Source organism: Alcanivorax sp. (genome assembly GCF_002733835.1).
GTDB lineage: Bacteria > Pseudomonadota > Gammaproteobacteria > Pseudomonadales > Alcanivoracaceae > Alcanivorax.
Genome location: NZ_NVWY01000001.1, coordinates 205,556 through 217,819, shown reverse-complemented (window position 1 = coordinate 217,819; position 12,264 = coordinate 205,556). Strand labels below are relative to the sequence as shown.

General features: G+C 60.4%; 11 protein-coding genes and 1 other RNA gene. 10 read left to right on the top strand and 2 right to left on the bottom strand.

The annotated features are described in order from the left end of the window. Positions 1-43: 43 nt before the first annotated feature. Both COA55_RS01010 and COA55_RS01005 read right to left on the bottom strand, forming a co-directional pair. Positions 44-421 carry a YraN family protein gene (locus COA55_RS01010; RefSeq protein ID WP_082872471.1) on the bottom strand — a complete coding sequence of 126 codons (378 nt, stop codon included), beginning with the start codon at positions 419-421 and terminating at the stop codon, positions 44-46. Then, a complete protein-coding gene (locus COA55_RS01005) occupies positions 402-2,282 on the bottom strand; it encodes a penicillin-binding protein activator (protein ID WP_290500179.1) in 1,881 nt (626 codons plus the stop codon). The genes COA55_RS01010 and COA55_RS01005 overlap by 20 nt, the downstream gene beginning before the upstream one ends. A 79-nt stretch (positions 2,283-2,361) precedes the next feature. Between COA55_RS01005 and rsmI the strand changes: the two genes are divergently transcribed. The 10 genes from rsmI to mraY all read left to right on the top strand — a co-directional run bounded on the left by rsmI (position 2,362) and on the right by mraY (position 12,264). Continuing rightward, the gene (gene rsmI / locus COA55_RS01000; RefSeq protein ID WP_290500178.1) at positions 2,362-3,192 is read left to right on the top strand and encodes a 16S rRNA (cytidine(1402)-2'-O)-methyltransferase; all 831 of its coding nucleotides are present in this window, start codon (positions 2,362-2,364) and stop codon (positions 3,190-3,192) included. Positions 3,193-3,313: 121 nt separating this feature from the next. Then, positions 3,314-3,693: RNase P RNA component class A (rnpB, locus tag COA55_RS00995), an RNA gene on the top strand. A 155-nt stretch (positions 3,694-3,848) separates the two neighbouring features. Then, entirely contained in the window at positions 3,849-4,637 is a 789-nt protein-coding gene (locus COA55_RS00990; RefSeq protein WP_290500177.1) for an MBL fold metallo-hydrolase, read from the top strand. A 355-nt stretch (positions 4,638-4,992) separates the two neighbouring features. After that, entirely contained in the window at positions 4,993-5,433 is a 441-nt protein-coding gene (gene mraZ / locus COA55_RS00985) for a division/cell wall cluster transcriptional repressor MraZ (protein WP_039926899.1), read from the top strand. After that, a complete protein-coding gene (gene rsmH / locus COA55_RS00980; RefSeq protein WP_290500176.1) occupies positions 5,433-6,371 on the top strand; it encodes a 16S rRNA (cytosine(1402)-N(4))-methyltransferase RsmH in 939 nt (312 codons plus the stop codon). The genes mraZ and rsmH overlap by 1 nt, the downstream gene beginning before the upstream one ends. Continuing rightward, a complete protein-coding gene (gene ftsL / locus COA55_RS00975) occupies positions 6,371-6,637 on the top strand; it encodes a cell division protein FtsL (RefSeq protein WP_063520526.1) in 267 nt (88 codons plus the stop codon). Before rsmH ends, ftsL begins: the two co-directional genes overlap by 1 nt. Further along, positions 6,634-8,355 carry a penicillin-binding transpeptidase domain-containing protein gene (locus COA55_RS00970; RefSeq protein WP_063520525.1) on the top strand — a complete coding sequence of 574 codons (1,722 nt, stop codon included), beginning with the start codon at positions 6,634-6,636 and terminating at the stop codon, positions 8,353-8,355. Before ftsL ends, COA55_RS00970 begins: the two co-directional genes overlap by 4 nt. After that, positions 8,352-9,824 carry a UDP-N-acetylmuramoyl-L-alanyl-D-glutamate--2,6-diaminopimelate ligase gene (locus COA55_RS00965; RefSeq protein ID WP_290500173.1) on the top strand — a complete coding sequence of 491 codons (1,473 nt, stop codon included), beginning with the start codon at positions 8,352-8,354 and terminating at the stop codon, positions 9,822-9,824. The genes COA55_RS00970 and COA55_RS00965 overlap by 4 nt, the downstream gene beginning before the upstream one ends. Then, complete coding sequence (murF, locus tag COA55_RS00960) at positions 9,821-11,182, top strand: UDP-N-acetylmuramoyl-tripeptide--D-alanyl-D-alanine ligase (RefSeq protein WP_290500171.1); 1,362 nt, start codon at positions 9,821-9,823, stop codon at positions 11,180-11,182. Before COA55_RS00965 ends, murF begins: the two co-directional genes overlap by 4 nt. Then, positions 11,182-12,264: a phospho-N-acetylmuramoyl-pentapeptide-transferase gene (gene mraY / locus COA55_RS00955; protein ID WP_290500169.1), complete on the top strand. Its 1,083-nt coding sequence runs from the start codon at positions 11,182-11,184 to the stop codon at positions 12,262-12,264. Before murF ends, mraY begins: the two co-directional genes overlap by 1 nt.

Here is a 12,264-nt window from a genome sequence, read left to right as displayed (position 1 = left end):
CTGAGTTCAGGGTCGCTCAATCTTTCACATTCTGCTGTGTAGCTTATTCGCTATAAAAGGCGTTTTGTATCCATTGGTAAAGGACAGTCTGCTGGTTGTCCGGTTCCATGCCCAGCACATCGAATCGGCAGGGCCGGTGATGATGTTCCGGGTGGCGGGCCAGAAAGTGCTGGGCCGCGCTGATCAGTCGCCGTTGTTTATTCTGATCCACCGAGGCAAGCGCGCCACCATGGCTCTGGTGTTTGCGCCAGCGTACTTCGGTGAAGACCAGAGTGTCCTGATCCAGCAGGATCAGATCAATTTCTCCCTGACGGCAATGGAAGTTGCGCTCCACAACGGTCAGTCCCTGGTCGACCAGCCACTTCGCGGCAAGCTTTTCCGCGTCCCGGCCGGTGTCTTTCTTACTGCGTAGTAGCGGCATGGGGAAGGTTGTTTTGGCCTGTCTCGGTCACTTGTGGCAGCGTTTTTGCCTTGCCGCCCACAAAAACCGCCCAGTTCAGTTCGCGAACAATGCGCTGGTTTTCCATGTGCAGGCGGCCGGTGACACCGGGGAGCTCGCTGGAGGGCAGGGCGTTCAGCAGATACAGCCGCCCTTGCAGCCGGTAGGCATCGATGCCCATGGCAAACAGGCGTTCGTAGCGGCCATGGCCGTCTGGCCATTGCTCGTTGGCGGCGTCATGCAGGGCCTGGTTGTCGTCAGTGAGAATCCAGGGCATGTCGACAAAGCGGATGCCGTTAAGATCCTGGTCACGACGAGGGTTGTCTTCACCGCTGTAAATCAGGGCGGTGGAGTAGACCGGCAGGTCTTTGGCGTAGTGGAAGTTCAGTGCGGGTTTCACCTGGCGCCCCTGATTGGGGTCAGCAAGCAGGAACAGGAAATCCATGTCCTGGCGACGGCGAGGCTGGTTATCCATCTTCAGGCTGGTGAAACGGCTGACAGCATTGCCGCGTTTCTGGCTTTGTGCCACCAGCAGCATTTCCTTGACGGTTTCGCCGATGCTGGGCCCTTCCTGGTAGGTGCGAGTGATGGTGACTGAGCCGCCCAGCTCCTGCCAGCGATCAACGAAGGCCTGGGCAACCCGGGCACCCCATTCTCCTTCCGGATAGAGAATGCCGGCCTGCAGGGCGCCTTTGCGGGCGCCATGGTTAGCAATCTGGCGGGCTTCATCTTCCGGCGCCAGGCCAAACTGGAAAAAATTATCGGGGCGGTTGTCGGTGTCGATGTAGTTCAATGCCAGTGTGGTGACTGGCAGCGTGCCCTGGGCCGCGATGGTTGCAGCTTTGTCTTTGGCCAGAGGGCCGAGAACGAAATCAGCGCCATCCGTGACGGCTTGTTGATACACCGCAAGCACATCGTCGCCACCGGAATCGTAGAAGCGCAACGTGGGCGGTTGGCCGTTTTTCTGCTGCTGGTAAAAGGCGGTCATGATGCCTTCCTGCAGGGCCTTGCCGGCGGTTTGCAGTGGGCCGGTGGTCGGCAGCAGGATGGCGACCTGGCTGGGGCGCTGGCTGGCGGCTTTTTCCAGGGCGTCCAGCATTTGCGGCACATCGTCGATGGCCGGGTGGGTACGCCACTGGGCGCTCCACTGATTCAGCCGGGTGACCTGGGCGTCCAGGTCGGCAATGGGGTCGCGGTACAGCTGGGCCAGGGTAAGCCAGCCACGCAAGTCGCCACTGCTGCCATCGATGGCGTCGGCCAGATCGGTGTTGGGCAGTTGCATCAGCAGCTGCCAGATCATGTTGTGGTTGTAGCCCTGGTCATCCTCGCTGAGGAGCGGGTGGGCGGCGACGCGTTGCTGCAGGCTGTCCAGCAGCTTGCCTTGCATGGCCAGGGCGTCGGCGCGCAACAGATCCAGCTGGGCTTGATGCTCGGCGGGATATTGCAGTATTTCGTCCTGGTACTGCTGTAGCAGTGTCAGGGTCTTGTCCGCTTGCTGTTGGCCGAGCTGGGCGCGGCCGCTGAGTAGCAACCAGGTAAAACGCTGCTCACTGCTGAGTTGTCCGGGGTTCAGGTCGGCGAGCAATTGGCTTGCATCGGCAGCCCGTTTTTCGCCCAGATAGGTGGAGGCCCAGGATAGCGTAGAGGTAATGCGTTCGTCGGCATCCATGCCGGCAAGTTGGTTGCGGGCGGCAGAGAGCGCAGCGGGCGCGTCTGTCGGTGCGCGGGGCGTGGCAACGGCGGGGGTTTCATAGACCTTGGTCTTTGATGAAGGAGTGGTGGAGCAGCCGGCCACTACAGCGGCAGCCAGAAGTGCTGCCAGATAAGCCTTTCTAAATTCCATGGCGAGGTTCGTATTACCAGAATGAAGCGGCTATTGTAGGCGCTTTCCGGGCGTCTTAACACTTGAGTAGTGCACGAATATGAGCGGGACTTTGTTTATTGTCAGTACACCGATCGGTCATTTGGATGACATTACCCGTCGGGCGATTGACGTACTGGCGGAGGTGGACTGGATTGCGGCGGAGGACACCCGGCATAGCCAGCGGATGCTTGATCAGTTGGGTATCCGCAACCGCATGATCAGTTGCCATGACCATAATGAAAGCCAGCGCAGCGATGAGTTGGTGGCGCGGTTGCAGGGTGGCGAGCAGGGGGCGCTGATCAGTGATGCGGGGACGCCGTTGATTAGTGATCCCGGCTACAGGCTGGTTCGAGCCTGCCAGGAGGCACAGGTAAGCGTGGTGCCTATTCCGGGCGCGTCAGCGTTGTTGGCTGCATTGGCGGCAGCGGGACAGCCTTCCGATCGTTTCCTGTTCGAAGGCTTTGTGCCAGCCAAGGGCGCGCCGCGTCAGCAAGCCATTGCGCGCCTGGCGGCCTTGTCAGTCACAAGTATTATCTATGAGGCGCCTCACCGGGTGTTGTCCTTTTTGGAAACCCTGAAAGAGCTGGTTGAAAAAGATCGTGAAATTACCCTGTGCCGTGAGCTGACCAAGCAATTTGAAACGATTCGGCGTGGTCCGGTGGCTGAAATCTGCGATTGGGTGGCGTCGGACAGTAACCAGCGACGCGGCGAGCTGGTGCTGGTGCTGTCGCCGCTGGCGCAATCGTCAGCGTGGACAGAAAAGGACGAAGCGCTGGCAAAAACCTTGTTGGCTGAGTTGCCGGTGTCGAGGGTGGCCAAAATCATGGCGGCTCACACTGGCTTGAAGCGCCAGGAGCTGTATGCGCTGCTGCAATCAATCGAGAGTTGATGATTGGCAGTGGATAGCGAAAAACCGGAAACCGCTTGCCGGGAGCGGTTTGGGGGCGATTTTTCTCTTGGCGATCAACTCTTCACTGTCAACTATCAACGGCTTCAACTAGAATCCGCCCCGGACCGGTTAGGCAGTCGCTGGCGGCGATTCTTTTGAAGGATGGCCGCTGGAGGAAAGTCCGGGCTCCACAGGGCAGGGTGCCAGGTAACGCCTGGGGGCCACACTGGGAACGGTGTGGCTACGGCTAGTGCCACAGAGAAGATACCGCCTGTTCCTTCCTCGTGTCGGAACCGGTAAGGGTGAAAAGGTGCGGTAAGAGCGCACCGCGCCGCTGGCAACAGCGGTGGCAGGGTAAACCCCACCCGGAGCAAGACCAAATAGGGATCCGTTGGCGTGGCCCGCGCTGGATCCGGGTAGGTTGCTAGAGGTTTGTGGCGACGCAAACCCGAGATGAATGACTGTCCACGACAGAACCCGGCTTATCGACCGGTCCACCTTATTCCCTGTGCGTTGCAAGTGACGAGAAGCGAAGGCCAGCAAGGTTTTCGTGTCTCGTTGCTTGTTATTCGCAATCCTTTCCCTTCTTGATCTGGGTCATGATGCAAAAATGATGTGCCGCTAGGCTTGCCCGCTCACGCAGTTCGGAGCTCGGCATGGCACAGGTGGATACTCTTTTTAGTGAAAATGGCCATGAAGTGCTGCGCTTTGCCGACCTGGTGGTGGGCGAGGGCGTGCAGGCCAACCAGTTCTGTATTCGCCATAACGACCGGGCGGCGCTGATCGACCCCGGTGGTGATCTCACCTATACCCCGCTGACTATTGCGCTCAGTCGTCGCGTTAATCTGGATGGGCTGGACTACATTCTTGCATCGCACCAGGATCCGGACATCATCGCATCGCTGCCGCGCTGGTTAATGCATACCCGTTGTCAGGTGGTGGTCAGTCGTCTTTGGTCCCGCTTTTTGCCGCACCTGGCGTCGTCCTACGTCACCGGAAAGATGGGCGAGCAGCTACAGGCACGTATTCTGGGGGTTGCCGATGAAGGCAAGGTGTTGCCTTTTGCCGGTACCGAGTTGTGGGTGTTGCCGGCGCATTTTCTGCATTCGGTGGGAAATTTCAGCTTCTATGATCCGCTCAGTGGCATTCTCTTTTCCGGCGACGTGGGCGCCAGCCTGGGGGGCGAAGAGGGGCGGGTGGATAATTTTGCAGATCATTGCCACAGCATGCTGGGCTTTCACCGGCGTTACATGGCCAGCAATCGGGCCTGCCGGCTGTGGGTGGCGATGGTGCGCAAGCTCTCGCCGCGGATGATTGTGCCTCAGCATGGTGGCTACTTTGAGGGAGATAAGGTGGGCCACTTTCTGGACTGGCTGGCGCAGCTGGAGTGCGGCGTGGACTTGCTGGATAGTGGTAACTATCGGATTCCTTCAGCGGATTGGTAATGCGTTATGTGAATAGTGGTATATAAATAAAGTTAGTAATAACTAATCCGTCTAACACTTAAAGTGCTTTCTCACCTGCGCGTCCCAGCGCTCTGATTCGTCACGGAACTCCTTCCGCCCATCGCTTCTCTGCACCCTTCCTTTTGCCCAAATGAGCCGCTAACAGGCTGATTTATCTGGAAATTCTTTTACGTTTCCCTGTGCCGTCACGCTTGACTTGGGCTTTGCAGTGGCCCTAGAGTGTCTCAATGTGGTGAAAAGTGGGAAAAAGTGGGAATTTCTTAGTGGCCGGTGTCACAAAGTGGGGTAAAAGCCCCGGGAAGGAACCGCATAACCAAGAGCAAGAGGACGGCCAGTGTTTACTGGGAGCGCAGCACTCAATCTGGATGCCAAAGGGCGGCTAACCATGCCGACCCGGTACCGTGCGTCGTTAATCGACACGTGCGGCGGCCAGCTTGTGCTCACGCTGCACCCGTTCGATGACTGTCTGGCGCTCTACCCGCGTGCCGAATTTATGGATACCGCCAAGAAGCTGTCCGAGCAGCGTGATTCCAACCCGCAGGTGCGTCAGCTGAAGAGGCGCTTCCTGGGGCAGGCTGCCGAAATCGAGATGGACAGCAATGGCCGGTTGCTTGTGCCGCCGGAGTTGCGAGCGGCAATAAGCCTGGAAAAACGCGCCATGCTGATCGGGCAGATGCACCGGTTCGAGATCTGGAAAGAGGAAAGCTGGTCCGACGTGGATGGCACCCTGGATCCGGCGGCCTTGCCGGAAAGTGTGCAGGAGCTGTCGTTCTGATGACGACCGAAAACACGCAGTACGCACACCAGCCGGTCATGCTGGAAGAGGTGCTGGATATGTGGTTCAGCCAGAGCGAAGGCTTTTATGTGGACGGCACTTTTGGTCGTGGTGGCCACAGCCGTGCCTTGCTCGCGCGCCTGGACGACAGCGGCCGCCTGACCGGCATTGATCGTGATCCGCAAGCCATTGCCGCCGGGCAGGAGCTGGCAGCCAGTGATAGCCGCTTTCACATGATGGCCAGCCGTTTTGATTGCCTGCCGCAAGTGGTGGAACAGGCGGGCCGGCCGATCGACGGCCTGTTGCTGGATCTGGGTGTGTCCTCACCGCAACTGGACGATGCTTCCCGCGGTTTCAGCTTTTTGCGCGATGGCCCGTTGGACATGCGCATGGATCCGACCCAGGGCGAAAGCGTGGCGGAGTGGTTGTCCCATGCGGCGGAAAAAGACATTGCCAATGTGCTGTATCGCTATGGTGAAGAGCGCAAATCGCGCTGGATAGCCAAGCGTATTTGCGAAACCCGCAAAGAGCAGCCGATTACCCGCACCCTGCAGCTGGCCGATTTGATTGAGTCGGTGCTGGGGCGTAACGAGCAGGGTAAGCATCCGGCCACGCGCAGTTTTCAGGCGCTGCGAATACATATAAACGGGGAACTGGATGCGCTGAATCAAGTGCTCGAACAGTCCCTCGAGACGCTCGCCATCGGCGGGCGTCTCGCCATTATCAGCTTCCATTCTCTGGAAGACCGCATCGTGAAGCTGTTTATTCGCGATCATTCCGGCCGGGCGCCGAAAGGGCGTGGTGGTTTGCCGTTGGGCGATGAAATGCCCCAGCGGCTGGAGCCGGTGGGCAAAGCCATGCGTGCAGGCAAGGCGGAGCTGAAAGTGAATGTGCGTTCGCGCAGTGCAGTGTTGCGCGTCGCGGAGAAGGTGGCCTGATGGCGGCCCCGTGGATGATCCGTGCCCTGGTGGTGCTGGTGGTGATGTCTGCGCTGGCAGTGAGCTACAGCGTGCATCAGGCGCGTCGTTTCACGGATGAAAGTCAGCGCTTGCAGCAGCGTCAGACCCGACTGGAGAGCCAGTGGAGTCAGTTGTTGCTGGAGCACAGCACCTGGGGCAGTTACGCCCGGGTGGAAAGCCTGGCCCGGGAAAAGCTGGGCATGAAATTACCCAAGACCGATGAGAGAGTGCTGATCCGGCCATGAAGAAACAGGCCCGCAAGACACGGCAACCGAATCACCTGATGCGCTGGCGCTTTGTGCTGGGCTTCTGGGCGGTGTGTGCCTGTCTGTTGCTGGTTCGGGCCGTGGATCTGCAAGTGATTCAGCACGATTTTCTGGCCCATCAGGGCGATATCCGCAACCTGCGTGTGGAGCCGCTGGCAGCGCATCGTGGGGTGATTCGTGATCGCGCCGGCAAGCCGCTGGCGGTGAGCACGCCGGTGGTGACATTGTGGGTAAATCCCCGCGAAGCCATGGAGCACCAGGACCAATGGGGGCGCCTGGCCGGCAACCCGGTGATCGACCAGAAAGCGTTTGCCCGGAAAGTGCGCCGACACGAATCCCGCGAGTTTATCTATCTGGAGCGTGGCCTGGCACCGGAAGCGGCCAAGGCGGTGTTGAATCTGAATGTGCCCGGCGTCTATTCGCTGACGGAATACCGCCGCTATTACCCGGCCGGCGAAGTGGCCAGCCATGTGGTGGGCTTTACCAATATTGATGATCAGGGCCAGGAAGGCATTGAGCTGTCCATGGAAGATCATCTGTCCGGTCATTCCGGTCGCAAGAAAGTGGTGCGCGATCTGCTGGGTCGGGTGATTCAGGATATCGAAGTGCTGGAGCCGGCAGAGCCCGGTGAAGATGTCACCCTGAGCATCGATCTGCGGCTGCAATACCTGGCCTACCGGGAATTGCTCGGCGCGGTGCAGAAATTCAAGGCCAAGGGTGGCAGCGCAGTGGTGTTGGATGTGCGCACCGGGGAAGTGCTGGCCATGGTCAATCAGCCGGCCTATAACCCCAACAATCGCGGCAACCTGGATACCGGCGCGCTGCGCAATCGGGCGGTCACGGACCTGTTCGAGCCGGGTTCCACCATGAAGCCGTTTACCGTGGCGGCGGCCCTGGAGATGGGCATGGTGACACCGTCCACCACCATCAATACCCACCCGGGTACCTTGCGGGTGGGCAGCAAAACGATTCGTGATCACCGGGATTATGGTGTCATCGACATCACCACGGTGCTGACCAAAAGCTCTAACGTGGGCACCAGCAAGCTGGCGCTGGCCATGGAGCCGCTGGCCTTGCCGGGCTATCTGGAGCGTTTTGGTTTTGGTCAATCCACCCACATTGCCTTTCCCGGTGAGAGTAACGGTCTGTTGCCGCTGCGCAGCAAGTGGCGCGATGTGGAGCGCGCGGCGCTGTCCTATGGGTACGGCCTGAGCGTGTCTGCGGTGCAGCTGGCCCAGGCCTACGCGGTGATCGCCAACGATGGTGTCAAAGTGCCGTTGACCCTGAAAAAGGTGGATGGCGTGCCGCAGGGCGAGCAGGTGATTGGCAAGGCAACGGCCCGGCAGTTGGTGCAGATGCTGGAAACCGTGGTCAGCCGTGTGGGTACCGCGCGCCGTGCGCAGGTGCCGGGCTATCAGGTGGCCGGCAAGACCGGCACGGTGCACAAGGTGATGGCCGGCGGTTATGCCGATGACAACTATATTGGTTTGTTTGCCGGGCTGGCCCCGGCAACGGATCCGCGCATTGTCACCGTGGTGGTAATCGATGATCCAGGCGGAAAAGCCTACTACGGGGGGCTGGTCGCGGCGCCGGCGTTTTCCAACATCATGAGTGGCGTGTTGCGTTCGCTGCATGTGCCACCGGACAAGCCCGACGGGCTGCTGGCCGGCGGCCCGGATGCGGAGGATCGCTCATGATGACCCTCCAGCAATTGCTACCCGATGTCACCCTGCCAGCTTCTGCGGCGGGTGTTGTGCTTTCCGGGTTACAGCTCGATAGCCGCAAGGTTGTGCCCGGTGATGTCTTTTTGGCCGTGCCGGGCGTGGCCAGCGATGGCCGCCAGTTTGTCAGCCAGGCGATCGCCGCCGGTGCGGTGGCGGTGCTGGCGGACGCAGAAACCTTTGCGATTCAACAGGATCAGGCGGTGCCCTGTGTGGCGCTGCCGGGGCTGGGGCGTCGCGTGGGTACGCTGGCGGCGCGCTGGTATGGCGAGCCCGGTGCGGCCATGAATGTGGTGGGCGTGACGGGCACCAACGGCAAGACCAGCATCACCTGGTTCCTGCGCGATGCCCTTAATGCACTGGGGCACCGTTGTGCGCTGGTTGGCACCCTGGGGCTGGGCCTGAAAGGCGATGAGCAGACAACCGGTCATACCACGCCGGATCCGATTACCCTGCAGGCCGGTCTGGCCCGGGTGCGTGATGCGGGCGCGGATTGTGTGGCCATGGAAGTGTCTTCCCATGCGCTGGATCAGCATAGGCTGGGGTCAACGCCAGTACCCGTGGCGGTGTTCAGCAATCTGAGCCGGGATCATCTGGACTACCACGGGGACATGGAAGCCTATCTGGCGGCCAAATCCGTGCTGTTCACCCGCGATGGAGTGAAGCTTGCAGTCATCAATTGCGATGACCCGGCGGCGTGTTCGTTGATCGGATGCCTGGCTGATGGCGTGCGTTGCGTGACCTTCGGCGATCAGCAGGGTGCCACGGTCCGCTGCGCCTCGGTTGACTTTACTGCTGATGGGATGGAGGCAGAGCTGACGGTCGGCGGTGAGTCCCTCGCGGTGACGTTGCCACTGTTCGGTCGTTTCAATCTCAGCAATGTGATGGCCGTTGCCGGCATTCTGCATGGTCAGGGCGTCAACACTGCTTCACTGGGCGGTGCACTGGCGGCGGTGACACCGGTGCCCGGTCGCATGGAACCGGTACAGCAACCGGGTTGTCCCACCGTGATCGTTGATTACGCCCATACTCCGGACGGGCTGGAAAAAGCCTTGCAGGCGTGCCGCGCCCATTTCCACGGTCGGCTGTTCTGCATTGTGGGGTGTGGCGGAGACCGTGACACCGGCAAGCGCCCGCAAATGGCCGCTGTGGCCGAGCGTGGCGCGGATCGTGTGGTGCTCACCAGCGACAACCCGCGCAGCGAAGACCCGCAACAGATTATCGATGACATGCGAGCTGGCCTTACCAATGCAGCCTCGGTGCAGGCCATTGTTGAGCGTGCCCAGGCGGTGTTGGATACCGTGCAAGCGGCCAGTGACGGCGATGTGATTCTGCTCGCCGGCAAGGGCCACGAGGATTATCAGGAAGTGGATGGCGTGCGTTACCCCAGTGATGACCGCGACCTGGCCCGCAAGGCGTTGATCGCCCGGGGAGGTGCGCAATGATGTGGCTGTCACAAATCGCCCAGTGGACCGGCGGCAGCCTGCAGGGTGTCGACCTGAAAGTGAATGCGGTGGCCACCGATACCCGCGCCATCGAGCCGGGTTGCCTGTTTGCGGCGTTACGTGGTGACCGGTTTGATGCCCATGATTTTCTGGCCTCGGCCAAAAGCGGTGGCGCCATTGCGGCACTGGTGGACCGCGAACAGGACAGTTTCGAAAGCGCTGTGCGCGTAGCCGACAGCCGTGAAGGTCTGGGTCGACTTGCCGGCGGTTATGCCGCCCAGTTCGATTTGCCCCGCCTGGCGGTCACCGGCAATGCCGGCAAGACCACGGTGAAGGAAATGGCGGCGGCCATGCTGGGTGACGGCACTTTGGCCACGGCAGGTAACTTCAATAATGACGTGGGCGTGCCGCTGACCCTGTTGCGCCTGCGCGCAGAGCATCGTTTCGCGGTAATCGAACTGGGCGCCAATGCGCCGGGCGAAATCGCCTGGACCAGTTCGCTGACGCGCCCGCAGGTGGTGCTGGTTACTAACGTGACCGGCGCGCACCTGGAAGGCTTCGGTTCCATGCAGGGTATTGCCGATGCCAAGGCGGAAATCTTTGCCGGCTGCACGCCGGGTGGCCAGGCGATCATCAACAACGATGACAGCTTCGCGGATTTCTTCGCCGAAAAAGCCCGTGCCGCCGGGTTGACCGTGGTGCGGGTCAGCATGGATGAGAGCACGCGCACCGGTGCCGATCTGTATGCCGACAACATTGTTTTGCACCGTGATCGCGCGGAGTTTGTGCTTCAGCCGCTGGGCGAAGCGGTGACGGTACCGCTGCCCGGTGCACATCAGGTGAGCAATGCTCTGATGGCCTGCGCGGCGGTGCGTGCCTTGGGCGTAAATTTACCTCAGGTGTTGCCGCGTCTGGCAGCACTGAAACCGGTCCCCGGACGAATGCATATCCAGGCCGCCGGTGCCGGCGCCGTGGTGGATGACACCTACAACGCCAACCCGGGTTCAGTGCGTGCCGCCATCGATTGGCTGGCCGCGCAGCCGGCACCACAAATGCTGGTGCTGGGCGCCATGGGCGAGTTGGGCCCGCAGGCTGATTCGCTGGTAGAGGAACTGGGTGAATACGCTCGTCAGGCCGGGCTTTCCGGTTTGGTTGCCATGACCGGTGCGGCCGCAGCTGCACGGGGCTATGGCGAAGCGGCAAAAATTGCCGAGGACTATCAACAGGCGGCGGACTGGAGTGCCCCGGTGCTGGCGCAAGGCGGCACGGTGTTGGTGAAAGGATCCCGTAGCGCCGGTATGGAAGCGGTGGTGCAGCGGCTTACACAGGAACGCACACACACAGAGGGGGCACGCTGATGCTGCTTTGGCTGGCGGAATATCTGGCGCAATACCACAGCGGTTTTCTGGTGGTGCAATACATCACCCTGCGCGGGATCTTGAGTGTGCTGACGGCGTTGTTCATCGCGTTCTGGGTCGGCCCGATCATGATCCGCAAACTGCAGGAAAAGCAGGTGGGCCAGGCCATTCGTGACGATGGTCCGAAAAGTCATCTGAGCAAGGCGGGCACCCCCACCATGGGCGGCGCGCTGATCCTGGTGGCCATTATTATCTCTACCCTGCTGTGGGGCGACCTGGAAAACCGCTTCGTCTGGATCACCCTGGGGGTGCTGTTCATTTTCGGCGCCGTGGGCTGGGTGGATGACTGGCGCAAGGTGGTGGAAAAGAACCCGCGCGGCTTGCCCGCCCGCTGGAAATATTTGTGGTTGTCAGTGGGGGCGCTTGGTGCCGGCTGTGCCTTGTTCTTCACCGCGCAAAGCCCGGTGGAAACCCAGTTGATCGTGCCCTTCTTCAAAAACGTAGCCATCAACATGGGCTGGTTCTACATCGTGCTCACCTATTTTGTGATTAACGGCACCAGCAACGCGGTGAACCTGACTGACGGTCTGGATGGCCTGGCCATCATGCCCACCGTGCTGGTGGGTGGCGCCCTGGGCATCTTCGCCTACGCCGGAGGGCATACGGAATTTGCGACTTACTTGCAGATTCCCTACGTGGCCGGTGCCGGTGAGCTGGTGATTATCTCTGCTGCCCTGTGTGGTGCGGGCCTGGGTTTTCTGTGGTTCAACGCGTATCCCGCCCAGGTGTTTATGGGCGATGTTGGCGCGCTGTCCCTGGGGGCGGTGCTGGGTGTGATGGCAGTCATCGTGCGCCAGGAAATTGTGCTTTTCATCATGGGTGGTGTGTTCGTGATGGAAACGGTATCGGTGATGTTGCAGGTGGGTTCGTACAAGCTCACCGGTCGGCGGATTTTCCGCATGGCCCCCATTCATCACCATTTTGAACTGAAGGGGTGGCCGGAGCCGAAAATCATTGTGCGGTTCTGGATTATCACCGTGATTCTCGTACTGGTGGGTCTGGCGACCCTGAAAATCCGATAG